This window comes from Marinobacter salexigens (assembly GCF_018860765.1).
GTDB lineage: Bacteria > Pseudomonadota > Gammaproteobacteria > Pseudomonadales > Oleiphilaceae > Marinobacter > Marinobacter salexigens_A.
The window spans coordinates 1,008,354-1,030,893 of record NZ_JAHKPV010000021.1; the positions used below are offsets into that span (position 1 = coordinate 1,008,354).

Here is a 22,540-nt window from a genome sequence, read left to right on the forward strand (position 1 = left end):
GTCCCTGTACGCTCGGCTCCGCCATCCATGGCTCCACACGGTTTTGGAGAGGCTTCCCCGCCCGCGTATATCAGCTTATTTCTTTCCGCAAACCGGGCAATCAGGGTCTTTTGCAAGCTTCATTTCACGCCACTGCATTTCCCACGCATCCAGAATCAGCAGCCTGCCCACAAGTGGAGTGCCTACCCCGGAAAGCACTTTAATAGCCTCCATCGCCTGAACCGAGCCAATCATGCCAACCAGCGGCGCAATCACCCCAGCTTCGGAACAGGTCAGGTCTTCATTGCCCTGCTCTGGGTATAAACAGTGATAGCAAGGGGACTCGGGGTTTCTACTGTCATACACGCTGATCTGACCTTCACCCCGTATAGCTGCGCCCGAAATAAGCGGCACACCCGCCGCCACACAGGCGCGGTTAAGAGCAAATCTCGTGGCAAAGTTATCCGAGCAATCCAAAGCCAAGCTGACTCCAGCCACCTCCTGCGCAAAACCATCCTGATCAAGGCGACGATTAACCACAGAGATAGACACTGCTGGATGAATGCCGCGCACTCGGGCGGCCAGCGTCTCTGCTTTGGATTCGCCAATTTGTGCGGTTTCAAACGCTATCTGCCTCTGCAAATTAGGTAATTCGATAACATCGTCATCTACCAACGTTAAATGTCCAACACCAGCAGAGCCCAGATAAAGCGCGACCGGGCAACCCAACCCGCCAGAGCCGACAATCACAACGCGGGCAGTCTTTAACGCCTGCTGGCCAGCGATATCAAAACGCGGCATCAATATCTGGCGACTGAATCTCAGGAGTTCTTCATCAGTGAGCATGGAGGGCTCCTTGTTGAGGCCATTGGCCCAGAGTCATGCGGTCGTTGCCGCCATAGTCTTTCCGGCTTTCCACCTTAGCAAACCCTCGGGTGGAGAGTAGCTCTTGAACAGCGCTTGCTTGATCAAATCCGTGCTCAATAAGCAGCCAGCCTTCAGCCTTTAGCCATTCAGGCGCTTCGCTTACAATCAAGCGGATATCATCCAAACCATCAGCGCCCGATACCAGTGCCGTAGCGGGTTCAAATCGAACATCGCCTTCACCAAGATGATGATCGCCAGAGGCAATGTAAGGTGGGTTCGACACAATCAGGTCGAAACGGCCTGCGGGCAACCCGGCAAACCATCGGCTGTGAAAAATCTCTACGGGCAGCTTCAGCTGACTGGCGTTTTCCTTTGCCAATGTTACTGCGTCTTCCATAAGGTCGCAGGCGCTGACCTGCCACTCGGGCCGTTCGCTCGCCAGCGCCAAAGCGATGGCGCCCGTGCCGGTGCCAAGGTCAACAACCTGAGCATTTTCCGGCAGTGGTAACTCTAGCGCCTGCTCAACAAGGCATTCGGTGTCTGGGCGCGGAATAAGTGTACTTTTACTGACTTTAAACGGAAGCGACCAGAACTCTTGCTGGCCTAACAGGTAAGCAATCGGTACGCCCTGAATACGCTTAGCCACTAATGCTTCGAATTCTGTTGCTAGTTGCGCTTCCACTTCACGCTCAGGGAATGCCCGAAAGCCAGAACGGCTAAGACCGGTAATATGGGCAAGAAGCAACTCGGCATCGAGCCGCGAGGTGTCACTGGCGATTTGGCACGCAGCTTTTTCTAGCAATGCCTCGCAGGTTGGTAAGGACTTACTCGTCATCGGAAAGCGTAGCCAAAAGCTCCGCCTGATGCTCTTGCTGTAGCGGTACAACCACAGAATCCAAATCGCCAGCAATCACGTCATCAAGCTTATAAAGCGTGAGGTTAATGCGATGATCTGTTACCCGGCCCTGCGGGAAATTGTAAGTGCGGATACGCTCAGAGCGGTCGCCACTGCCAACCAGACTTTTACGGGTTTCTGCCATGGTTTTTTGCTGTCGCTCAGTTTCGACGTTCTGCAGCCGTGACGCCAGAAAGCTCATGGCCTTGGCACGGTTTTTATGCTGCGAACGCTCTTCCTGACACTCCACCACAATGCCGCTTGGCAAGTGCGTTATCCGGATGGCGGAATCGGTTTTGTTAACGTGCTGGCCGCCCGCGCCGGAGGACCGGAAGGTATCCACACGCAGGTCGGCTTTGTTGATCTCGATGGCCTCAGCCTCATCAGCCTCGGGCATAACAGCAACGGTACAGGCAGATGTGTGAATACGGCCCTGAGATTCGGTTTCCGGTACACGCTGCACCCGGTGCGCGCCAGACTCGAACTTCAGTGCACCGTATACGGCATCTCCGGCTACCCGTGCGATAATTTCCTTGTAGCCGCCGTGTTCGCCTTCGTTCTCGCTCAGCACTTCTATCTGCCAGCGTCTGCCTTCAGCGTAACGGCTGTACATACGAAACAGATCACCGGCAAAAATGGCTGCCTCGTCGCCGCCAGTTCCTGCGCGAATTTCCAGAAACACGTTTTTGCCATCGTTTGGATCTTTCGGCAGCATCAAACGCTGCAATTCTTCATCTAGGGCTTCGGTTTTTTGCTCGGCAACTTCAAGCTCTTCTGCGGCCATTTCGCGCATGTCCGCGTCGCCGTCTTTCGCCAGCTCTTTGGCTTCTTCAATATCTTCCAGCGACTGCTTCCAAGCTTGAAAGCACTGAACCACAGGCTCGATGTCGGAAAACTCCCGGGATAGTTCCCGAAATTTGTCCTGTTTGGCGATGGTTGCGGGGTCGCTGAGCAAAGCACTCACCTCCTCGAAGCGCTCAACAAGTTGCTCGAGGCGGGACTGAATGGATGGTTTCATATTTTTTCCGGGGTGGTCGTCGCGTCTGCGTCCAACGTATCAAGCTGATGCAATTCTCTTAGCCACTCGGTCACCTCGGTGCGCCCTTCGGTGGTGGCCTTGCGAACCTGTATGGATGGTTCGTGCAGGAGTTTGTTTGTAAGGCCTCGCGCCAAGCTGCGCAACGCTGTTTCGGGGTCGCCACCATTACGCAGGGCGCGTAGGGCCTTTTCCGTTTCTATATCTCGTAGCACTTCCGCACGCTGCCGGAACTGTTTAAGTGTGGAGACCGCATCCAAGGCCCGGAGCTGGCTAAGGAACTCTTGCACACCATTGGCGATGAGGTTTTCCGCTTCGCGGGCGGCGCCTTCACGGGTTCGGATATTTTCTTCGATGACCTGGCGCAGGTCGTCAACGGTATAAAGATACACGTCCGCCAAAGAGGCAACTTCCGGTTCAATATCCCGCGGCACGGCAATATCGACCATAAAAAAGGGTCGGTGCTTACGTTTTTTCAAAGAGCGCTCTACCGCACCTTTGCCAAGAATAGGCAGAGGGCTGGCCGTGGACGAGATGATGATATCAACGTCGGCCAAATAGTCCGGTATCTCAGAGAGCAGAATGCCCTTCCCGCCTCTGGATTCTGCTAACGCCTGAGCCCGCTCAAGTGTGCGGTTGGCAACAATAAAGTTCTTCACTCCGGCATCTGCAAGGTGTCGGGCAACCAACTCGATGGTTTTACCGGCACCAATCAGCAACGCCTTGTTCTCCGACATGTCGGCAAAAATGCGGTGCGCCATGCTTACGGCGGCATAGGCGACAGACACAGGGTTCTCACCAATGGCAGTCTGCGTGCGTACGCGCTTGGCAACCGAGAATGTCTGCTCAAACATGCGAGAAAGGAAGGACCCACTGCCGCCATGCTCGCGCGCCAGGGCGTAAGCATCTTTTAACTGGCCGAAAATTTGGGGCTCGCCTAAAACCATGGAGTCCAGACCAGCCGCTACGCGCATTACGTGGCGCACGGCATCTGCGTCCCGGTGCACATAGAGGACTTCTTCCAACTCGCCCGCGTCCAAATCATGAAACCCAGCCAGCCAACGCAAAACCAGAGGCGCGCAGTCGTCATCGCCAGCCAGATAGAGCTCAGTGCGGTTGCAGGTAGAAAGAATTGCAGCCTCACTGGCGCCAGACGCCGCCCGCAACTCTGCAAACGCGTCTGACATACGCTCAGGCGTAAACGCGACTCGCTCCCTTAATTCAACAGGCGCGGTGCGATGATTGATTCCCAGCGTTAGCAGTGCCATTTCTTGGTTCTACAATCCTCTACCGATGAACTGAGTAAATAAACACCATTGTGCAGGCATTTTAGCGGCCAGAGCCCTTAGCTGCCACCCATAACCGCTTAAGCTTCGGGAAGTGCGGACAGGTTGGGCAAGAACCAGAGCTTATGCCATTATAGGGAATCGGCGCATACCGCAGCCCGACTCAGCTCAAAATAATGACGGGTTGTGGGCTATTCAGGGTGCGTAGTCAATAAATCACGGGAAGTTGCATGCACAAATCCGCACCGCTTTTGGTTACCTGTTTGTTTGGCCTCGCACTCACAGGCTGCGCTAGTTTAACCGATTCCGAACAAGCGTCTGGTGTCGATGAGACAACCGCTTCAGATACCAAAGACATCAACAGCGCTCCCCCCATAGAGTACGCAGACTTTGAACCGGAAACACTGTACCTGCTGCTTGCAGCAGAAATTGCTGCGCAGCGGGGCCGTTTCGACGTCACTCTGGTTAATTACCTGAAAGCCGCCCAACAATCCCGGGATAAAAACGTTATCGCACGGGCCATGCGCATTGCCCAATCCCTCAATGGCGACAACGCCCAAAAGCAATTAGCAGAGTTATGGTTGGATGTAGACCCGAACAATCTGCAAGCTTTAAGGGTGTCTGCTATTCAGGCAGTCAAGCGCAGTCAGCTTGAAACTGCCATGGGGTACATGGAAAAGATTCTGGATCAGGGCGAAGATGCAGATTTTGACAGCCTCGCCGCCATGGCCGCCAACCTGCCGCCAGAACAGCAAAAAGAGTTGATGACCCTGTACACCGAGATAGCTGAACGCCACCCCAGCATGCCGGAATTGGAATACAGCATCGCCCTGCTGTTAAAAATCACCGGTAACCCACAGGCGGCCCTTAGCCGACTCAACCCGCTGCTAAACGACCAGCCCAATTTTCAGCCAGCTATTATCCTGAAGGGTGACCTGCTTTACCAGAGCGGTGAAGTGACGAAAGCGCTTGAACACCTGATGGTGAATACACGCCGCTTTCCGGCCAACCGTCAAATGGGCACCTTGTATGGGCGCATGTTGATCAGTGAAGGGGAGCTGCAGGCTGCTCAAGATGAATTTAATCGGTTAGTACAACGCTACCCGGACAACCCCGGCTTGCGGCTCTCGCACGCGCTGGTTGCCTTAGAGAATAAGCAACTGGAACTGGCAAAAAAAGAGCTTACCCAGCTAACCGAACAAGGTCACCACACAAACGAAGCTAGCTATTACCTTGGCAGAATCGAGGATGATGCTGGCAACACAGAGCAGGCTATCGGCTATTACCAAAGTGTGAGCGAGGGAACTTACTATTTTCCCTCCCTTGCCCGCGCCAGCGCTCTTTTGACCAAAGAAGGCAAGCTCGACGAAGCACTGGAAGACATCCGTTCTCTGCGCAGTGCGACCCCCAATCAAGCCGAGAACTTCTGGCTGCTTGAAGTTAACCTGCTGCTTGACCAAAACCTACGTAAGGAAGCACTGGAAGCTGCCACCAGCGCCCTTGCAGACCATCCGGGCAACCTTCAAATTCGCTACGCACGGGCCATGCTGTTCGACACTCTGGATCACCCAGCTAAAGCCGAAGAAGACCTCAAACAGATTGTTGAAAACAACCCGGACAACGCCGTGGCGCTGAATGCCCTTGGGTACATACTCACCACTCGCACGGATCGCTTAAGCGAAGCCCGCAGCTACATTGAACAAGCTTTAGCCTTAGACCCGGAAAACCCCGCCATCCTCGACAGCATGGGGTGGGTTCTGTTTCAGGAAGGACGGGTCAATTCCGCACTGGATTACCTTTCCCGTGCATGGGCCGCCTTCCCCGACCCAGAGGTTGCCGCCCATTACGGTGAAGCTTTGTGGGTGAATGGTGCCGAGGAACAAGCGCACATTATCTGGGAGGAAGGCCTTGAACAGGATCCCGAACACGATGTGCTTCTGGAGACCATTGAGCGACTGACCGTCACTGGTGAACAGTGATGCTATCGTTTATCCGCCGATGGGCAGCTGTATTACTCGTAATGGGTTTGAGCGCCTGTACCAGCATTCAGCTAGAGCCGTTACCGGAAGGCATGACAGACCAGCCGCCAGCCGATTGGCAAGACCGTGCCGCTAAACTGGGAGTGTTTGATCACTGGCAGTTAACGGGGAAACTAGCCGTACGCCAGCCCTCAGACAGTGGCACCGCGATCATTAACCATTGGATACAAGAAGGCGAGGCCTACGATCTTGCTTTATCTTCCTCATTTTTGGGAATGGGCAGCACAAAGCTGAAAGGTGTTCCGGGGTTTATTGAGCTCAAGCTCTCCAACGGAGAGGTTTATCAATCCGGAGACCCAGACGCTCTAATGGAAGCCGCAACTGGCTGGCAACTGCCTCTAGAAAGCCTAATCTGGTGGATACGGGGCCTGCCAGCACCGGCGGGTGATTTCCGGCTACTCTTTGACGACCGGGGCGAATTGGCGATAATCCGTCAGGACGGCTGGGAGATCCGCTATGACCGCTGGCACGAACTGCAAGGCAACACACCAGCCCTACCAGCCAGAATCACAGCGCTAAAAGAGAAAAAGCGGGTGCGCGTTGTTGTAAGCAACTGGCAGGATCTAACTCCGTGACAAGCTCTATCACTCTCCCCTCTCCCGCCAAATTAAATCTCTTCCTACACATCGTCGGTCAGCGCCCGGACGGTTACCATGAACTGCAGACGCTGTTTCAGTTTCTGGATTACGGCGATGAGATTACGCTGAGCCTAACCCCTGAACAGCCCGGAGTTCGCCTTGAGAGCTCCCTTCCCGGGGTTTCCGATGAAGACAACCTGATCATCCGGGCCGCCAAAGCCATTGCAAACAAAATACCTGACGAGCTTTCAGGCGTAAGCATTCGCATTCAAAAACGCTTACCCATGGGTGGCGGCCTCGGTGGCGGCAGCTCCAATGCGGCCACAACACTGCTGGGATTGAACCATCTATGGGGCCTCAAGCTAGAGCTCGAAGAGCTCGCACAAATCGGTTTACCTCTGGGTGCCGACGTACCGGTATTTGTGCGCGGACACGCGGCTTTCGGTGAAGGTATCGGCGAAAAGCTAACTCCGGCATTCCCCCCGGAAGACTGGTTTGTCGTGCTAAAGCCAGCCTGCAACATCAACACCGGAAAGATATTTTCAGTCAAAGGGTTGACAAGGGATACCGCGAGAATCACAATAGCGCCCGCTTTTGAGGGAGACGCCTCGAGGTACCGAAATGACTGTGAAGATGTAGTTTTAAAACTATATCCTGAGGTCAAACAGAGCATGGATTGGCTCACACAATTCGGACCTGCAAGATTAACCGGAACCGGGGCTTGCATTTTTGGACGTTTCCCTACAGAATCCGCAGCCCGGATTATCTGGGAAAGCAAACCCTCCGGCATCACCGGGTTCGTAGCTAAAGGGGTGAACGTATCACCTCTTCACCAAAAGCTAACAGAGCTGGAATGATGCCAAAAAAGCACGATACTGGGGTGTCGCCAAGTGGTAAGGCAACGGGTTTTGATCCCGTCATGCGCAGGTTCGAATCCTGCCACCCCAGCCACCTTTCTCCCGATTCTTCTGACTCAACCTCCGAAAACGAGAAGGATGCCGTCGTGTCCAAATTGATGATTTTCTCCGGCAACGCCAACCCTGAACTTGCCCACGCCATCGCAAGAAAACTCCACATCCCCATGGGGGAAGCCACTGTAGGCTGCTTCAGCGATGGAGAAACAACCGTCGAGATCAACGAAAACGTTCGCGGTCACGATGTATTCATTATTCAGCCCACCTGCTACCCGACGAATGACAACCTGATGGAACTGATCATGATGGCCGACGCCCTGCGCCGCGCCTCTGCATCGCGCATCACGGCCGTTATTCCTTATTACGGGTATGCACGCCAGGATCGCCGAGTACGCTCCAGCCGTGTTGCCATCAGCGCTAAAGTTGTTGCAGACATGATCTCCAGCATCGGCGTCGATCGCGTACTAACCGTAGACCTGCACGCCGATCAGATTCAGGGCTTTTTTGACGTACCGGTAGATAACATCTATGCAACACCCGTTCTGCTCGATGACATCGAAAAGCAACGGTTCGAGAATTTTGTTGTGGTTTCTCCGGATGTTGGCGGCGTTGTACGGGCTCGCGCTATTGCCAAGCTTCTCGATGATGCCGATCTAGCCATTATTGACAAGCGCCGCCCCAAGGCCAACGTATCCCAAGTGATGCATATCATCGGTGATGTTGCAGACAAAACCTGCATCCTTGTGGACGATATCGTCGATACCGCTGGCACCTTGTGCAAGGCTGCAAATGCATTAAAAGAACGTGGAGCAACCCGCGTTGTAGCCTACATCACCCACCCGGTTCTCTCCGGCCCCGCTATCGAGAACATAAGCGCGTCCGAAATTGACGAAGTGGTCGTATGCGATACCATCCCGCTGGGTGACAAAGCAAGAAACTGTGATAGAATCCGCCCCCTCAGCATGGCCGGACTGCTCGCGGAATCTATTCGCCGCGTAAGCAACGAAGAGTCCATCAGCGCCTTGTTTGAGAATGTCTGAGTAAACGGCGCGCCGTAATACTCAATAAAACAGCAAGTTAATAACAGCTGTTCGAAAGATACCGAGTCGGGAGCCCAATCAGGCTCCCGACTCTTTTAGTCAGCCGGAAAATCCGGCTTTTTGAAACCATCGCCTGTCCCAACGCCTGGTCGCGGGCAGTTCAGGTGACGATTGAGGTACAAACCATGTCTCAGGACTTTGTTATTGAAGCATTTCCTCGTGACGACAAGGGGAGAGGTGCGAGCCGCCGCCTGCGTCGCGAAGAACGTAAAATTCCAGCCATCATCTACGGTGCTGGCAAAGAAGCTACTCCGATTTCCATCTGGCACAACGAGCTGAAAAAAGCTCTGGAAAACGAAGCTTTCTTCTCTCACATTTTGACCATTGAACTGAATGGCAAAAAAGAAAGTGTGATCATGAAGGATCTTCAGCGTCACCCGTACAAGCTGCTACTTACTCACGCCGATTTCCAGCGCGTTGAGAAAGATCAGGAAATCGTTGTTCACGTTCCATTGCATTTGGTGAACGAAGACACAGCTCCGGCGATCAAGACATTTGGTGGCGTTGCTTTCCGTCTGATGACCGAAGTTGAAGTAGCTTGCCTGCCAGCCAACTTGCCCGAGTTCATCGAAATCGATATGGCTGACATCGAGATGGATCAGGTTGTGCACTTGAGTGACCTGAAACTGCCAGAAGGCGTTCGTATTCCAGCCCTTCAGCACGATTCAGAACACGATCAGGCTGTTGTGTCTGTTAGCAAGCCGAAAGGCGTAAAAGCTGACGACGCAGAAAGCGAAGGCGACGAAGAAAGCGAAGAAGGCGAAAGCAAGGAGTAATTACTCCGGAGGCGTTGGCAGATGGCACAGGATATTGTCATGGTGGTTGGGCTGGGTAACCCCGGTACCGACTATGAGAATACCCGCCATAATGCCGGCGCCCTCTTCGTTGAAGCACTGGCCCGCGATGCGGGCCAGTCGCTACGCCCTGAAAAGAAGTACCACGGGCATTATGCCCGTATTCAGTGGCAAGGCATTGAGCTTCACCTACTGAACCCCGCCACTTTTATGAACCGCAGCGGCCTTTCTGTAAAAGCCCTCGCGGACTTTTTCAAAATCCCTCCCTCTCAGATTTTGATCGCTCACGATGAGCTAGACCTCCCCCCGGGCACCGCAAAGCTAAAAAAAGGCGGTGGGCATGGCGGGCATAACGGCTTAAGAGACACCATTGCTCACCTTGGCACGAATGAATTCCAGAGGTTGCGTATTGGCATTGGACACCCAGGTGATAGCCGCAAAGTGACCGGTTATGTGTTGGGCCGCCTAGGCAAACGTGAGACAGAAGACCTAGGTGCACTATTTGACGAAATCATGCGAGTACTACCCGATGCAGCCACGGGCAACCTTGCTGCTGCCATGAACCGTTTGCACAGCGTAAAGCCAGCCACCGCCTGAACCTGCCCGAGAGTAGTTTCAAGCAATAGCCACCCCTGATATCCCCTACTCGCACCCACAGCCGGACACCGGTATAATCCGGCCAAATTTCCCCGTATCAGCAGAGGCACTCCATGGGTTTTAACTGCGGCATCGTCGGCCTACCTAACGTCGGCAAATCCACCCTGTTCAACGCATTAACCAAAGCAGGCATTGGCGCGGAAAACTTCCCGTTCTGCACCATCGAACCGAATGCAGGCGTGGTTGCAATGCCAGACCCACGCCTCAACAAGCTCGCAGAGATCGTAAAACCTGAGCGAGTTGTGCCCACCACCATGGAATTCGTGGACATTGCAGGCCTTGTAGCTGGCGCATCCAAAGGTGAAGGCCTAGGCAACCAATTCCTTGCCAACATCCGCCAGACTGAAGCCATAGCCCACGTCGTTCGCTGCTTCGACGACCCCAACGTTATACACGTTGCCAATAAAATCGACCCAGCTGCAGATATTGATATCATCAATACTGAACTTGCACTGGCCGACATGGATACCGTTGAAAAGGCCATCAAGCGTGTTCAGCGGATCGCCAAAAGCGGTGACAAAGAAGCGAAAGCCCAGATTGCGATTTTTGAACGCCTATTGCCGGTATTGAACGAAGGCAAACCCGTGCGCGGGATGGATCTGGATAAAGACGAGCTGCGGCTCATCCGCGAGCTGTGCCTACTCACCATCAAGCCAACCATGTATATCGCCAACGTTAGCGAAGATGGCTTTGAGAACAACCCTTACTTGGACAAAGTGCGCGAGATCGCGGCTGAAGAAAACGCAGTAGTCGTGCCCATCTGCAACAAAATTGAAGCGGAAATCTCGGAGCTGGAAGACGACGAGAAAAGTATGTTTCTGGGCGAAATGGGCATGGAAGAGCCAGGCCTCGACCGTGTTATCCGCGCCGGCTATAGCCTACTAGGGCTACAGACCTATTTCACCGCCGGTGTAAAGGAAGTGCGGGCGTGGACAGTCAAAATCGGCGCAACAGCCCCGCAAGCCGCGGCAGTTATCCACACAGACTTCGAACGCGGCTTTATCCGGGCCGAGGTCATCGGATATGACGACTTTGTAGAATATAACGGCGAAGCTGGCGCCAAGGAAGCTGGCAAGTGGCGTCTGGAAGGCAAGGAGTACATTGTTAAGGATGGCGACGTCATCCACTTCCGGTTTAACGTTTAAGCCTCTCGCTGTGACTAGAGGGCTGCCAGACAGGCGTTTGGCAGCCCGACGTTTCCTACCTACTCTGTTGCACCTAGTGTCCCGCCTAGCTTTTCTGCGGTAAGCACCCTGCTCTCCCCTACCCCAAGCCCCGCCAAGGTTATGCTCCCGACAGAAATCCGGTGGAGCGCCAGCACTTGGTTCTGAAAATAACCGAACATCCGCTTAACTTGGTGATATTTGCCCTCAACCAACGTGAGCCTAACAGCGAAGTCAGAGAGCACCTCTAAACATGCGGGGCGCGTTGTGATGTTTTCATACGCAAAGTAGATTCCCTTGCGAAACACCTCCGCATATTCATCGCCCACCGGCTTAGCTAACGTCACTTCATAGGTCTTTGCCAGTTTTGTCTCAGGTAAGCTTATCTTGCGAGACCAAGCTCCATCATTGCTGAGCAGAATCAGCCCGGTTGTGTTGAAATCCAGGCGGCCAGCAATGTGAAGTTCGCTCTTCTGCGGGTGCTGAATAAGATCCAAAACGGTAGGATGCTTAGCGTCTTTGGTTGCGCTAACCACTCCCCGAGGCTTATTCAGCATAATATAAACGGGTTCCTTGTCTTTTAAGCACTGGCCATCCAATACAACCTGAGTGAATTCCGTCACTTGTTGTTGGATTGACTGCGCCACACACCCGTCCAGAAAAATCCGTTTTTGCGCAATCAAAAGACGGGTATCTGACATCGAAAAAGCACTATTTTGGCTTATAAAGCGATCTAGTCGATGGGTCTTGGATTTCAAACAGCACCTTGTTTTCAGGATACCGCTGAAGGCAGGTTGCCACCCAGCATATTCTCCACCACAGCGGCGTTATAAAAGGCTTCAACCGTATGAATTTTGTCGCCACGAACCCGAAACCAGACCGCAAGCCGAACATCCCCAATGGGTTCAAAATGAGTTTGATAGTCCAGAATCGCAAACACGTGTTCTCCATCTGCACTGAGCTGGCGAACGATTAAGCTCTTTTGGATGGCAACCATTCCGAACAAGTAGGACAACAGGTCATCACGACTGAGGAAACGCATGTTTGGCCCCACATACTCAAAATCTTCCACAGCCAGCAAGTTCTTTGCTTCATCCGGACGCTGGGCACGAATATCAGCGATGAACTGCGCCACTATTTCTTTCGGTTGCATAATTAAATTCCACTTCTGAGATGAGAACGGCCAACAATGGAGTAATGATACACGTTATTATGCAGATTCACCCGAGACCCTGCTCCACTGGCTATATTCAGACAGTTTTTTCTCTATCCAAGAACACCTTCAACTTATTGTTTAAACGCACCTAATGAGCACGTGCGGCAGAATCCGATGCAATTTCGGGAACCAATTTTTCGGCCACCCCTTGACACCTTCACGCTCCGCACATAATATACGCGCCGCTTCCATTGGTGAAGCGATGGCAAGGTAGCTCAGTTGGTTAGAGCACAGCACTCATAATGCTGGGGTCGGCGGTTCAACTCCGCCCCTTGCTACCAAATTTCAAGGGGTTACGACGTAAGTCGTGACCCTTTTTTTATGGTTGTCCCCTTTTTGTCCCCCGCTGTCCCAGACGGTGCTAATATCTCACCCACCGCTTTTATCGCAAGCAAGATAACCATAAGGAAGTGACAGTGAAGAACCTCATTCTGATTGCCCTGATCGCCTTTGGAGCATGGCAGTTCTATCAATCGAAGCAACCCAAAAGCCAACCCACTCCAGTGGCTAATCCAATGGCGGGACAAAAAGCATTGATTGAGGAAGCTAAGCGGGTGACAAGCTTTCATTGTGACGGTCGGCAGCACTGCAGTCAGATGAATTCGAGGGCAGAGGCAGAGTTCTTCACCCGGAACTGCCCAGACACGAAGATGGACGGTGACCGTGACGGCATCCCCTGTGAAAACGATTCCAGGTTCTAACCTTTTCCAGAATCAAAGTCGAGAGACCGGCGATAGCTTTCTGGCCGACTCAAGGTGATCTGGCGACAGATGCGCATACTTCATGGTCATCGTGATGTTCCCATGGCCAAGAATGCGTTGAAGCGTGAGAATATCTCCACCGTTCATCATGTAGTGACTGGAGAAGGTATGCCTGAGAATATGGGTGAGCTGCTGGGGCGTCGAAAAACCACACCGCTTATACGCTGCCCGAAATGCCGACCGGCAAGGACCAAATAAACGCCCCGGACCAGGTAACGCATATTCCCGGATCTGTTCCTGAATCTTAGGTTCAATGGGTACCGCCCTACTCTTTCCGTTCTTTGTATCCCGAAAGATCACTTTGCCCGTGACAAAACCCGAACTGGTCAGGGTTTCTGCTTCAATCCAACGCGCACCCGTCGCAAGGCAAATCATAGCAACCGACCAGACAAACTCGTTTGAGCTTTCCCGGCATTCCTTTAGAAGCTGATGACACTGCTTGATGGTGAGAAAGGTCATTTCCTGTTCCGAGACTCTGATCTGGCGAACCGGGCCAATTGGGTTCGTTTTCAGGTGTCCGATCCGGACCATTTCAGCAAAGACGGAAGAAAGATAACGCTGTTCGTGGTTAAAGATGCCAGGCGTAACTTTTTTGATTCACTCAGCGCGGTTTGCGTTGTCGTCGAAGTGGACTGCGTAGCCGTTCACGGGGCGCTGTTCGATATAGGGAGAAGACGAGGGACCAACCAGAGGCACATCCACCAACGGCCACCCACTGACGGCCTGAAGCGCTCACAGCGACGGTACCAGGGGCAACCATTCGGGCCGGGCCGAGGCGATCAGCGGTAGCGACACATTTCTGACCGTCAAAGAAAAAGACATTCCCGAATTTTTGCCCGGTGGTGGCTTCCAGTTCCTGGTACTCAGCCACTACGCGACCAGCATGATTAAGGTGCTTCATCTTCAGATCTCCTCTGCTTCCATCTGTTCCAGTAGACGGGGGATGTTGACCATGCGATGACGACCGATCTTGTAGGTCGGGATGTAAGCGCGCTTTATCCAACCTTCTACTACGCCGTGGTCTACGCGGACCCAATCGGCAAACTCGTGCCAGTCCATCAGTGGCGGCCAGTTGAGGTCTTTAATGCGTTCGGCTAGTTGTTCGTCTATCATTGTCTTCATCCGAAACGTCCAAAAACGGACAGTAAAGGTCAATAATGGAGGTCAGTATTTGACCTTCATCCATAATAAATACATCCCTTCCTGAGGTCAATATCTGAACTCGGAAAGACTTAATGATTTTTAGATCAATATGGAATTAATAGAAGATCGAGCAAAGCTGCTGATAAAAAAGGCAGGGATAGACCAGCTGGTGAGATCAAGCGAAATTGGTAACTCCAGATGGAAGGCAGTGCTTTATAAAGGTGTTCGAATGAGCACCAACGAGCTAGAGGTCGTAAAAAAGATTTACCCAAATTACAGTTTTTGGCTGATCAGCGGCGAAGTCGCGCCAGAGATAGGGCAAACAAGCCCAGAGTACGACGAAGTGAACTCAAAGTTAGACAGTCACGCCGAGGGATAGCAGTCACCAAATCAGTGATGAAAAGATGGTTCCAGAATCGGCCAGACTGAAGAATATGTCACCAATGGAACATAGAGCTAAGCAATTAATATCTAAGGCAGGCTTTGACCGCTTAATTAGAGAAAGCGAGATAGGTCACGCCAGATGGAAGAGCGTGCGCTATAGAAATATCAGAATCAGCACGAACGAACTTGAGGTTCTTGAAAGGATCTTTCCAAGATACGCTCTTTGGCTTATCAGCGGGAAAACCGCTCCAGAGGTCGGGCAAATAAGCCCTGAGAACGACGAAGTGAACTCAAAGTTAGGCAGTCAGGCCGAGGGATAGCAGTCACTAAGTTAGTCATGGAAAGATGGTTCCGGGATCCGCAAGACTCAAGGACGCAATCATGAAAATGATCTTTGCTTTTACCCTCGATCAATTATCCTTGAATATATTTTTTAACGTGAATAGATAAGCCGTGGTGCTAAAAAAATGACGCCAGCGTAACGAGCTAATTCTTATAGCGGCAGCGGGAAAAAGTGGTTCCGTTAACGCACCTTTTATAAATTATTGGCTCTTAATCTCTTCATAAGAACAATTGTAGTCCTTCATCAGACGATTCCTCAGCTCTTCGACTATACTTAAAAAAGTATTAGGATAAACATTTCCTTTTGGATTGTTCGCCCAATCAAGAAAACCTTCCAAATCATCACCAACTATAATATCGAGATTTTCGTTTATTTCAGAATTATGAAGCGGTCTCTGATTCGTTTTGTCCCAAATATGGCCGATACATTTGTTTCTAAACTGATTTACCTTTTTTTGACGCAATGTCTTCGTGAGGGCTTTACACTCCACCCTTAATTCATCAGGAATAATGGCAGAATATTTATCATAAAACTCCAGCCACTTATTAAGAGTAAGAATCAAATATGATAAGCACATTTTTTGGATTGCTACAAGCGCTGTTATCTGCTCTTCATCACCATGTAAAATTCTACGATATTCATGAAGAACCATAACGGATGCTACGCAATCTCCAACAAAATCATTTAGCAAGTCTATTGCGTGCACGGCTCGATTTCTTTTTGAATAATCCATATTAGATTCCACCCTATTTATTATATCAATTAGATCGAGCTGTAAAATACCGCGGAATTCTGACCGCTTTATTTAAAAATAATCTAAGGCTGTGCGGCAATTGCAAAATAAAAACTAAAATTCAATGCACAAACAAACATTGTTCACCTTCAATAGAACCCATAACCCTTGCAGCACCATCTAAAGACCGAAACATTGACGGTGGAGGGCAAACCTTTGAAATACCATTTAACTTACAAAGAACAACATTTGCGGAGAACAAGGCTGCCATAGCATACAAAACATTCTTTAAGTTCCCCTCAGAGTATGAACTACTTCTTTGATGCTTAACTTTATTATAACTTCTCCACCAAAAAAGTGGTTCTTTAGAACTCCAATCAGACCAAGGTTCAAAATCAAGCCCAAAACGGGGGATATGAACAAGACGACCATCAAAACACAAAGACTTAGAACTTATCAAGTCTCTATAATCACTTATGTTTTTAACCTTCCTTGACGGCTCAAGAATTTTACATATATCCTTAAGAACCACATCCACCTCAGATCCTGCAGACAATAGAATTCTCACCATTTCTATTGAATAAGAATTAAAGTTATCGTATGAAAACTCAACATATCTAGAAAGACTCGTCAAACTATCTTCAAGGGCCAAAAAATAGTTCCAACTGTAGTTTATTTCACTCTCATTTGACCTCATCTTAACGCACCTTACCCCACAAGTTTCTTTTATAATTAAAATCATCAGATGCATTTTGGAGGGAAGGCATTAGTGTCAGCTTCGATATTCCAAATCTATAAAGCAACCTCAACAATTCATCAGCCTCTGACGATGGAATATTTATTCTTAAAAAAGGTGGCTTTGCCAGACTCTTACTAACACCACTATTTGATATTACACTTTCTAAATCAGGCCACTTAAAGTTTTTTTCAAAATATGAATTTGCAGTTTTTATTAAAGTAAAACAACCTTTTTGGGCACACAAAAATGAATTTCCAGCCCTAGGCGCTGGAACATATTCTATATCATCTATTTTATCAATAAGATGTCGACTCAAACATATTATGGAAATAGTGTCCGAGCTTTTCCGCTCATTGGCTATAGAGGAAGCCTTCTCTGCAGCAAAGAAAGCTGCTATCAAAGGTGATTGTGTCCAATCCAACAATCGGGTTGGAGCACCATAATGTTGCGCCATAGCCATGCTTGGATAATACCTTCTATTGGGAAAATCATCCCCGACCCATGACAAGTCTCCATCATTATATTTTTCGAAAATATAATCATGAACTTTCAATGAATCGTAATCCAGAGGCGTAGGAATTCCGACACTGTCAGCAGCTTCCAGAAAATAGCGTATCACGCTAAACTCGGCATGTACGTGGAGAGCTAGGTACTCGTGTACGTTTTCACGCAATGGGCCAGGAGGCTGAGGAGTAAATTTAGAGAAATCAACATGTGCCCTGTGAGCTAGTGGTTTTAATTCCCAGCTAATATCGGATTGGCCGCGAAAAATGTACCGACTAAAATCCCTTTCCACAACATCAAAAGTAGACCGAGGGCTAAAAATATTTTCCTCCAAAATTAAGTCGAAAAAGCATCTAGCGCTATCAATATTAATGTCTTCATATTCGTATGACATGCACCACTCCAGATAGTTACTATCCCACCGATATACGCTTTTTAAAAAAAGCACCAAGCGGATAGTTTGAGTCACTATTACCTCATTGACCGCCATATTTTACATCAATATCTATTAGCGAACGATCAAAATTGAAAGGCAATCGATCTTGAGCCCTGAGTGATGAGCTGTTCAAAACCCCAGCAAAAGCCAAAGAGCGGTTGAAGGAGATCAAGAGATGAAAAGTTTTAAATATTTTAAGTAGAAAGCACAGGAAAACCCGAGTCCCGCAAGGAGTACGACGCCCTCCAGAACGAGTGCAGCCTGATTGATCAGTTGGTCACCATGAGGACCTCGTGCAGGCCTTACGCAGGAGGAAGTTACCAAGACGCTTGAGACCAAGTAAGAGCAACATTTCCAAACTTGAACATGGCAGAGGAAGTCCGAGCTGGGGCACGCTCAATAAGTATGCCACTGCATGTGGTTTCCGGGCGAAGCTGGAGGCTGTCAAAGACAGCCGCGAATCGGCCTGATGTCAATTGCCCCCTCGACTACCGCTGTGTACTATTGTGGCCTTTAACGGCCAGACAGAATACGCAACTAACTGATATTGAACACTTGTGACCATTAGTGTGCGGCTCACACAGGTCTCATAATGCTGGGGTCGGCGGTTCAACTCCGCCCCTTGCTACCAAATTTCAAAAGCCTACGATGAAAGTCGTAGGCTTTTTTTGTTATTGTCCCCTCTCCCGTTCCCTCAAACGATGTACCAAATCTTCTGTTTTCGCTAACACAGGCAATTCACCGCTGATGAATACCGTATGGAGAAATGTTTGAGGGCGCCTCCGTTTTGAGTATAAAGAGCAGATCATAGTGACTGCCGACGAGATCAGCTCAAAGTTAGACAGTCACGCCGAGGGATATCAGTCACTAAATTAGTTATGGAAAGGTGAGATCAGGACCGGTGAGACTGAAGAATAGTGAGAGAGACCGCATCGAAGGTTAAGGAATATGCAGTTAATAAGGCCGACATCACGCGCTTGTGCCGCGCCGTTTTTGCGAAAGCGCCCCCTTGCTGTCACTACTAATCACTCCAGATGCAGCTAACCCAAGCAAACGACGAAACTTCGGACATTCCATATGGCTTGGCGCAGAACAAACCGCCGCATGCCGAAGTCCGTCTCGAATCGCCGTGAGATTTTTAATAGTTTTATCAAGTTCATCTGCCTTACTAACCAGCAACTCGCGATCAATGTTTGGCCTTCCTTTAGACCCCAACATTTGAACGATTTCATCCAACGAAAACCCCGCCGAACGCCCGAGTGCAATCAGCGCCAGCCGGTCCAATATATTGTCTCTAAAAACACGACGTAATCCTTGCCTGCCAACAGAGCTGATTAACCCTTTTTCTTCATAGAAGCGCAGCGTCGAGGCCGGCACACCCGAGCGTTTGGCTACTTCCGCGATGTCCATAATGATCGCTTGACCTCAAGTCGACTTTAAGTTGTACGCTAACACCAGTCACCGGCTAAAACAAACAAAGGAGAGCGTTATGAACAATCTCGTATTCATATTAACCATCGGCATTGGAGCTACTGCTGTAATGGATTTGTGGGGCATCGTACGAAAGCAGCTGCTCGGCGTCCCGCCTCCAAACTACGGAATGGTGGGGCGTTGGATAGCCCACATGCCCCGCGGCCAGTTTCATCATGAGGCGATTTCCGCGTCCTCTCCGATACGTGGGGAACACATCATAGGATGGATAGTTCACTACCTGATAGGCGCTGCGTTCGCTGCCTTACTAATCGTTATATACGGGGAGTCATGGATTCATAACCCAACGATTGGCCCCGCTCTCGCAGTTGGCATAGGCACCGTTGCGGCCCCTTGGGTGCGTCAGATAGTCGGACGACTGACGGCTTAAATCCGAAGATAATATTTTCGTTAGCTGCAATGGCCGCCGCAACATCACGTATGCGGCGGTCGACAATCTCGAATCGGGGAGCTGCCCTTTATTTACTTTATAAAAGGAGCCCCAGTTTTCCTGAGGCTTGCCCGTGTCGGCTAGGCTGTCGTTTTGAAAGATGAAACGCGATCCTTCATCTCTGCCGCCAATCTCGCCAGCTCATGACTGGCCTCTGATGACTGCTTGGCACCGTCGAGGTTTTGACTTGAGAGATCGACAATATGAGTAAGGTTTCCACTAACTTGTTCCGCTGCAACTGACTGCTCTTCGGCCGCGCTCGCGATCTGCTCGCCCATTTGAACAATGTGATCGATTGCGTCCCCAATAGAATTCAGAGTTTCGGCCACACCATCGATCAACATGCGATTTTCTTCCACTTGCTCAAGCCCAGATTGCATTACTGCGACGGTTGCCCTGCTCTCCTCCGTCAGGCCTTTAATTACCTCGGCAATCTCGGCAGTTGATATCTGTGTACGTTTGGCGAGGGAGCGAACTTCGTCAGCTACAACAGAAAAACCACGGCCATGCTCCCCAGCTCTTGCAGCTTCAATCGCGGCGTTCAGTGCCAGAAGATTCGTCTGGTCAGCAATGTCATTGATAACCTCAGTAACCTTCTGTATTTCCAGACTCCGACTCTCCAGAGAATTAATCTGTTTCGCGACTCGACGGATATCCTCAGAAAGCCGGTGCAGCGCTTCTCGTCCTTTTTCTCCACGCACTCGCCCTTCAATGCCTTGCTCTTTCGCTGATCGTGCAGCGGATTGTGCTTCCTCTGCGCTTCTGGCTACGTCATTTGAGGCAGCGCTCATCTGATTCATTGCTGTTGCGACCTGGTCCGTCTGATCAGACTGGGATTCAATATTTCGTTCTACGTTTGAGTTTATTGAAGACAGCTCTTCTGACGCGGTAGCCACCTCGTCAGACACGCTGGATAGACGACTGATGACCTGATCGAATTCATTCAACATGTGATTGAGGGATTCGCCCAATTGGGCGAGTTCGTCTTTACCCTTAACTTGAATGCGCTGGGAAAGGTCTGACTTCTCTGCGACAGACCGCATCAGGCTTCTCATCGCGTTAATAGGACCCGTGACGGACAAGATGATCAGAATACTGACAACGATGGAAAGTACAGTAGCAACGACAGCAGTTGATGGATAGAGAATCTGACTTTGAGCGTAGAGTGCCCCAACCGATTGTCGTTCTTGCGCCGCAACATCAAGCTGTAGTTCTATCAGTTCGCCAATCTTTTCGGTCACGGGGTCAATAACCTCGTAGAGCGGACCATCAATCTGATCCAGCCGGCCTTGAGAACTTGATGAGGCGCTACGGAGAACAGTCTTAGCTTCTTCGATACCTCGATCAGCCGCAGCAAAAAGCGCCTTCGCTTCACTCACCAACTCTCTTTCGCGTGGAGATAGGGATGTCTGCGTGTAACGCGCCCAATTTGCTTCGATGTTGGACTCCGCCTTTTCAATCTGACGAAGCGCTTCAAGAGATGATATTCGCCCTGCATTTGCTTTGTTAACAGCATCAATAACAAGAACCGCATAATCATCTGAGATAAGTTTCAAATCCTTGAGTGGTACAACTCGATCATTGTAAATACTTGAAACTCCGCGGTTAATATCTGCGAAAACCACGAGTGCGTATATAGAAAGGCCAGCGATAGCTACCAGAGGGATGGATACTAAGAAAACTAATCGTAACTTGAGTGACAAAGCGCTTAGCAGATTCATGCAATCTTCCTGTTCAGCGACCTCCCTTTCGCATTGAATTTCCAAAGGCGCAATTATGCCTGAGTTTATTACATATATATAAATGGAATTTGGACTCTTTCTGTAGCTAAATTGTAGCTAGAATCGAGCACAACCAACTCAGAGCCAGCTCAACATCGATTGCCCCCTTGTTTACAGCCGTGTATCTTAGTGGCTCTAAACGGCCAGATAGAGCACAATAAGCAGCTGATATTGAACACTTTTGATCACTAGTATGCGGCTCACACAGGTCTCATAATGCTGGGGTCGGCGGTTCAACTCCGCCCCTTGCTACCAGTATTCGAAAAAGGCCGCGATTCATGTCGCGGCCTTTTTTTTATTTTTGGGCGAGTAAAGCGCGCAATGCATGCTTCTGCGGAGATGTCTTATGAGAACGACCGGCGACAGGATCCGGCAAGCGGTTTCCTTCGAGGTTATCGGGTTACTAATATCCGTTCCCCTTGCTGCCTTTGCGTTCGGCTACTCTCTTGAAAAAACCGGCGTGCTCGGATTGATAGGCGCCACGCTGGCCACTGTGTGGAATTACATTTTCAACTTAGGTTTTGATCACGCCCTGAAGCGCTTTACAGGTTCAACCCGAAAATCAATTAAACTCCGCGTTCTACACGCATTCAGCTTTGAGCTCGGTCTGTTAATGGCCTTCCTTCCAATTATTGCCTGGTGGATGGAGATTGAACTGCTGGAAGCGCTTTTAGTGGACGTTTCTTTTGCTGTGTTTTATTTGGTGTACGCTTTTGTTTTCACTTGGTGTTACGACACAATTTTCCCAGATACTGATGCGGCGCCACCCTCTGGTCAGTGAGCCCCTGTTCGGGACAGTACGTTCAACACGAAAACGCCAGATACAATCAGCGCCATACCAACCATGCCCCAAGCGTCTAACTTCTGCCCGAATGCCAGCCAACCTACAGCAGCCATAAGAACAATCCCCAAGCCTGCCCAGATCGCGTAAGCGATGCCAACCGGAATGGTGCGCAACGCTAATGACAAAAGATAGAACGCAGCGGCATAACCTAGAATAACCACCACCGAAGGTGCCAATCGGGTAAACCCTTCACTCGTTTTGAGCGCCGATGTGGCTACAACTTCTGCCACTATGGCTATTCCCAGCAAGACCCAGTTATTCATCATGTAGACCTTTATTCTCGATAACTTTTTTTGCGCAAAGCTCGGCAGAAAGCCTTGAAAGGCAGGCATATTATGTTCAGGCATGTCAGGATTGCATACCGTTATAAGCCCCATCCAATCTATATGGCATACTGACGTCCGAAACAATTAACGCCGACTTAGCA

At 50.3% G+C, this 22,540-nt stretch carries 27 protein-coding genes and 2 tRNA genes; 14 read left to right on the top strand and 15 right to left on the bottom strand.

The features are described from left to right. Positions 1 to 75: 75 nt before the first annotated feature. Genes KO508_RS18110 through hemA form a run of 4 tightly spaced genes read right to left on the bottom strand, consistent with a single transcriptional unit; the run spans position 76 to position 4,045 of the window. The gene (locus KO508_RS18110) at positions 76 to 825 is read right to left on the bottom strand and encodes a molybdopterin-synthase adenylyltransferase MoeB (RefSeq protein ID WP_216009658.1); all 750 of its coding nucleotides are present in this window, start codon (positions 823 to 825) and stop codon (positions 76 to 78) included. Beyond that, positions 815 to 1,681 (bottom strand): peptide chain release factor N(5)-glutamine methyltransferase, encoded by an 867-nt coding sequence (gene prmC, locus KO508_RS18115; protein WP_216009659.1) that lies wholly within the window; start codon positions 1,679 to 1,681, stop codon positions 815 to 817. Before prmC ends, KO508_RS18110 begins: the two co-directional genes overlap by 11 nt. After that, entirely contained in the window at positions 1,671 to 2,759 is a 1,089-nt protein-coding gene (gene prfA / locus KO508_RS18120) for a peptide chain release factor 1 (protein WP_216009660.1), read from the bottom strand. The genes prmC and prfA overlap by 11 nt, the downstream gene beginning before the upstream one ends. Beyond that, entirely contained in the window at positions 2,756 to 4,045 is a 1,290-nt protein-coding gene (gene hemA, locus KO508_RS18125; RefSeq protein WP_216009661.1) for a glutamyl-tRNA reductase, read from the bottom strand. Before hemA ends, prfA begins: the two co-directional genes overlap by 4 nt. 248 nt (positions 4,046 to 4,293) lie before the next feature. Between hemA and KO508_RS18130 the strand changes: the two genes are divergently transcribed. The 8 genes from KO508_RS18130 to ychF all read left to right on the top strand — a co-directional run bounded on the left by KO508_RS18130 (position 4,294) and on the right by ychF (position 11,290). Further along, positions 4,294 to 6,042 (top strand): tetratricopeptide repeat protein, encoded by a 1,749-nt coding sequence (locus KO508_RS18130; protein ID WP_216009662.1) that lies wholly within the window; start codon positions 4,294 to 4,296, stop codon positions 6,040 to 6,042. Further along, positions 6,042 to 6,677 (top strand): lipoprotein insertase outer membrane protein LolB, encoded by a 636-nt coding sequence (gene lolB, locus KO508_RS18135; RefSeq protein WP_216009663.1) that lies wholly within the window; start codon positions 6,042 to 6,044, stop codon positions 6,675 to 6,677. The genes KO508_RS18130 and lolB overlap by 1 nt, the downstream gene beginning before the upstream one ends. Continuing rightward, a complete protein-coding gene (ispE, locus tag KO508_RS18140; protein WP_216009664.1) occupies positions 6,674 to 7,537 on the top strand; it encodes a 4-(cytidine 5'-diphospho)-2-C-methyl-D-erythritol kinase in 864 nt (287 codons plus the stop codon). Before lolB ends, ispE begins: the two co-directional genes overlap by 4 nt. Positions 7,538 to 7,556: 19 nt before the next feature. Continuing rightward, positions 7,557 to 7,631: transfer RNA gene (locus tag KO508_RS18145), tRNA-Gln, on the top strand. Between the two features lie 52 nt (positions 7,632 to 7,683). After that, entirely contained in the window at positions 7,684 to 8,634 is a 951-nt protein-coding gene (locus KO508_RS18150) for a ribose-phosphate pyrophosphokinase (protein WP_354668055.1), read from the top strand. A 185-nt stretch (positions 8,635 to 8,819) separates the two neighbouring features. Then, entirely contained in the window at positions 8,820 to 9,470 is a 651-nt protein-coding gene (locus KO508_RS18155) for a 50S ribosomal protein L25/general stress protein Ctc (RefSeq protein ID WP_216009665.1), read from the top strand. Between the two features lie 21 nt (positions 9,471 to 9,491). Next, positions 9,492 to 10,085: an aminoacyl-tRNA hydrolase gene (gene pth, locus KO508_RS18160; RefSeq protein WP_216009666.1), complete on the top strand. Its 594-nt coding sequence runs from the start codon at positions 9,492 to 9,494 to the stop codon at positions 10,083 to 10,085. A 113-nt stretch (positions 10,086 to 10,198) separates the two neighbouring features. Next, entirely contained in the window at positions 10,199 to 11,290 is a 1,092-nt protein-coding gene (ychF, locus tag KO508_RS18165; RefSeq protein WP_216009667.1) for a redox-regulated ATPase YchF, read from the top strand. A 59-nt stretch (positions 11,291 to 11,349) separates the two neighbouring features. On the opposite strand, the gene KO508_RS18170 is transcribed toward ychF, so the two are convergent. Together KO508_RS18170 and KO508_RS18175 are read right to left on the bottom strand one after the other, a co-directional pair. Then, on the bottom strand, positions 11,350 to 12,009 hold the full coding sequence (locus tag KO508_RS18170) for a pseudouridine synthase (RefSeq protein WP_252738181.1): 660 nt from the start codon (positions 12,007 to 12,009) through the stop codon (positions 11,350 to 11,352). A gap of 71 nt (positions 12,010 to 12,080) precedes the next feature. Beyond that, entirely contained in the window at positions 12,081 to 12,461 is a 381-nt protein-coding gene (locus tag KO508_RS18175; RefSeq protein ID WP_216009669.1) for a nuclear transport factor 2 family protein, read from the bottom strand. 267 nt (positions 12,462 to 12,728) lie between these two features. Between KO508_RS18175 and KO508_RS18180 the strand changes: the two genes are divergently transcribed. Then, positions 12,729 to 12,805: transfer RNA gene (locus KO508_RS18180), tRNA-Met, on the top strand. Between the two features lie 135 nt (positions 12,806 to 12,940). Then, complete coding sequence (locus tag KO508_RS18185; protein ID WP_216009670.1) at positions 12,941 to 13,225, top strand: excalibur calcium-binding domain-containing protein; 285 nt, start codon at positions 12,941 to 12,943, stop codon at positions 13,223 to 13,225. 12 nt (positions 13,226 to 13,237) lie between these two features. Here the strand turns inward: KO508_RS18185 and KO508_RS18190 are convergent, their stop codons facing one another. From KO508_RS18190 to KO508_RS18200, 3 genes are all read right to left on the bottom strand, one after another. Further along, on the bottom strand, positions 13,238 to 13,744 hold the full coding sequence (locus KO508_RS18190) for a tyrosine-type recombinase/integrase (RefSeq protein ID WP_216009671.1): 507 nt from the start codon (positions 13,742 to 13,744) through the stop codon (positions 13,238 to 13,240). Positions 13,745 to 13,886: 142 nt separating this feature from the next. After that, entirely contained in the window at positions 13,887 to 14,186 is a 300-nt protein-coding gene (locus KO508_RS18195) for a hypothetical protein (protein ID WP_216009672.1), read from the bottom strand. 2 nt (positions 14,187 to 14,188) lie between these two features. Further along, positions 14,189 to 14,407: a hypothetical protein gene (locus KO508_RS18200; protein WP_216009673.1), complete on the bottom strand. Its 219-nt coding sequence runs from the start codon at positions 14,405 to 14,407 to the stop codon at positions 14,189 to 14,191. 250 nt (positions 14,408 to 14,657) lie between these two features. On the opposite strand from KO508_RS18200, the gene KO508_RS19100 reads away from it, so the two are divergent. Then, on the top strand, positions 14,658 to 14,807 hold the full coding sequence (locus tag KO508_RS19100; protein WP_354668056.1) for a hypothetical protein: 150 nt from the start codon (positions 14,658 to 14,660) through the stop codon (positions 14,805 to 14,807). 547 nt (positions 14,808 to 15,354) lie between these two features. Here KO508_RS19100 and KO508_RS18210 read toward each other — a convergent pair. The 3 genes from KO508_RS18210 to KO508_RS18220 form a co-directional block, all read right to left on the bottom strand. Further along, a complete protein-coding gene (locus tag KO508_RS18210) occupies positions 15,355 to 15,888 on the bottom strand; it encodes a hypothetical protein (RefSeq protein WP_216009674.1) in 534 nt (177 codons plus the stop codon). Positions 15,889 to 16,009: 121 nt separating this feature from the next. Continuing rightward, positions 16,010 to 16,540, bottom strand: a complete 531-nt coding sequence (locus KO508_RS18215) for a hypothetical protein (RefSeq protein WP_216009675.1) — start codon at positions 16,538 to 16,540, stop codon at positions 16,010 to 16,012. Positions 16,541 to 16,586: 46 nt separating this feature from the next. Further along, positions 16,587 to 17,525, bottom strand: coding sequence for an FRG domain-containing protein (locus tag KO508_RS18220; protein WP_216009676.1), 939 nt, complete (start codon positions 17,523 to 17,525; stop codon positions 16,587 to 16,589). Positions 17,526 to 17,860: 335 nt separating this feature from the next. Between KO508_RS18220 and KO508_RS18225 the strand changes: the two genes are divergently transcribed. Further along, a complete protein-coding gene (locus KO508_RS18225; RefSeq protein WP_354668057.1) occupies positions 17,861 to 18,037 on the top strand; it encodes a helix-turn-helix transcriptional regulator in 177 nt (58 codons plus the stop codon). 499 nt (positions 18,038 to 18,536) lie between these two features. Here the strand turns inward: KO508_RS18225 and KO508_RS18230 are convergent, their stop codons facing one another. Then, positions 18,537 to 18,977, bottom strand: a complete 441-nt coding sequence (locus KO508_RS18230) for a helix-turn-helix domain-containing protein (protein ID WP_216009677.1) — start codon at positions 18,975 to 18,977, stop codon at positions 18,537 to 18,539. Between the two features lie 79 nt (positions 18,978 to 19,056). On the opposite strand from KO508_RS18230, the gene KO508_RS18235 reads away from it, so the two are divergent. Further along, positions 19,057 to 19,428: a DUF2938 family protein gene (locus KO508_RS18235; RefSeq protein ID WP_216009678.1), complete on the top strand. Its 372-nt coding sequence runs from the start codon at positions 19,057 to 19,059 to the stop codon at positions 19,426 to 19,428. Positions 19,429 to 19,568: 140 nt separating this feature from the next. On the opposite strand, the gene KO508_RS18240 is transcribed toward KO508_RS18235, so the two are convergent. Next, the gene (locus KO508_RS18240) at positions 19,569 to 21,209 is read right to left on the bottom strand and encodes a methyl-accepting chemotaxis protein (protein ID WP_216009679.1); all 1,641 of its coding nucleotides are present in this window, start codon (positions 21,207 to 21,209) and stop codon (positions 19,569 to 19,571) included. A 406-nt stretch (positions 21,210 to 21,615) separates the two neighbouring features. On the opposite strand from KO508_RS18240, the gene KO508_RS18245 reads away from it, so the two are divergent. Further along, on the top strand, positions 21,616 to 22,050 hold the full coding sequence (locus KO508_RS18245; RefSeq protein WP_216009680.1) for a PACE efflux transporter: 435 nt from the start codon (positions 21,616 to 21,618) through the stop codon (positions 22,048 to 22,050). Here the strand turns inward: KO508_RS18245 and KO508_RS18250 are convergent. Beyond that, complete coding sequence (locus KO508_RS18250) at positions 22,044 to 22,490, bottom strand: DMT family transporter (RefSeq protein WP_354668061.1); 447 nt, start codon at positions 22,488 to 22,490, stop codon at positions 22,044 to 22,046. The genes KO508_RS18245 and KO508_RS18250 overlap by 7 nt on opposite strands. Between the last annotated feature and the right edge of the window lie 50 nt (positions 22,491 to 22,540).

What these genes read in the sequence shown, in the direction of transcription:
- KO508_RS18235 (WP_216009678.1), top strand. Translation starts at nt 19,057, where the DNA reads ATGAACAATCTCGTATTCATATTAACCATCGGCATTGGAGCTACTGCT.
- lolB (WP_216009663.1), top strand. Translation starts at nt 6,042, where the DNA reads ATGCTATCGTTTATCCGCCGATGGGCAGCTGTATTACTCGTAATGGGT.
- prfA (WP_216009660.1), bottom strand. Translation starts at nt 2,759, where the DNA reads ATGAAACCATCCATTCAGTCCCGCCTCGAGCAACTTGTTGAGCGCTTC.
- hemA (WP_216009661.1), bottom strand. Translation starts at nt 4,045, where the DNA reads ATGGCACTGCTAACGCTGGGAATCAATCATCGCACCGCGCCTGTTGAA.
- KO508_RS18210 (WP_216009674.1), bottom strand. Translation starts at nt 15,888, where the DNA reads ATGGATTATTCAAAAAGAAATCGAGCCGTGCACGCAATAGACTTGCTA.
- KO508_RS18130 (WP_216009662.1), top strand. Translation starts at nt 4,294, where the DNA reads ATGCACAAATCCGCACCGCTTTTGGTTACCTGTTTGTTTGGCCTCGCA.
- prmC (WP_216009659.1), bottom strand. Translation starts at nt 1,681, where the DNA reads ATGACGAGTAAGTCCTTACCAACCTGCGAGGCATTGCTAGAAAAAGCT.
- KO508_RS18200 (WP_216009673.1), bottom strand. Translation starts at nt 14,407, where the DNA reads ATGAAGACAATGATAGACGAACAACTAGCCGAACGCATTAAAGACCTC.
- KO508_RS19100 (WP_354668056.1), top strand. Translation starts at nt 14,658, where the DNA reads ATGAGCACCAACGAGCTAGAGGTCGTAAAAAAGATTTACCCAAATTAC.
- KO508_RS18175 (WP_216009669.1), bottom strand. Translation starts at nt 12,461, where the DNA reads ATGCAACCGAAAGAAATAGTGGCGCAGTTCATCGCTGATATTCGTGCC.
- ychF (WP_216009667.1), top strand. Translation starts at nt 10,199, where the DNA reads ATGGGTTTTAACTGCGGCATCGTCGGCCTACCTAACGTCGGCAAATCC.
- KO508_RS18245 (WP_216009680.1), top strand. Translation starts at nt 21,616, where the DNA reads ATGAGAACGACCGGCGACAGGATCCGGCAAGCGGTTTCCTTCGAGGTT.
- KO508_RS18250 (WP_354668061.1), bottom strand. Translation starts at nt 22,490, where the DNA reads ATGGGGCTTATAACGGTATGCAATCCTGACATGCCTGAACATAATATG.
- KO508_RS18155 (WP_216009665.1), top strand. Translation starts at nt 8,820, where the DNA reads ATGTCTCAGGACTTTGTTATTGAAGCATTTCCTCGTGACGACAAGGGG.
- KO508_RS18240 (WP_216009679.1), bottom strand. Translation starts at nt 21,209, where the DNA reads ATGAATCTGCTAAGCGCTTTGTCACTCAAGTTACGATTAGTTTTCTTA.
- KO508_RS18230 (WP_216009677.1), bottom strand. Translation starts at nt 18,977, where the DNA reads ATGGACATCGCGGAAGTAGCCAAACGCTCGGGTGTGCCGGCCTCGACG.
- KO508_RS18170 (WP_252738181.1), bottom strand. Translation starts at nt 12,009, where the DNA reads ATGTCAGATACCCGTCTTTTGATTGCGCAAAAACGGATTTTTCTGGAC.
- KO508_RS18195 (WP_216009672.1), bottom strand. Translation starts at nt 14,186, where the DNA reads ATGAAGCACCTTAATCATGCTGGTCGCGTAGTGGCTGAGTACCAGGAA.
- pth (WP_216009666.1), top strand. Translation starts at nt 9,492, where the DNA reads ATGGCACAGGATATTGTCATGGTGGTTGGGCTGGGTAACCCCGGTACC.
- KO508_RS18190 (WP_216009671.1), bottom strand. Translation starts at nt 13,744, where the DNA reads ATGACCTTTCTCACCATCAAGCAGTGTCATCAGCTTCTAAAGGAATGC.
- KO508_RS18220 (WP_216009676.1), bottom strand. Translation starts at nt 17,525, where the DNA reads ATGTCATACGAATATGAAGACATTAATATTGATAGCGCTAGATGCTTT.
- KO508_RS18110 (WP_216009658.1), bottom strand. Translation starts at nt 825, where the DNA reads ATGCTCACTGATGAAGAACTCCTGAGATTCAGTCGCCAGATATTGATG.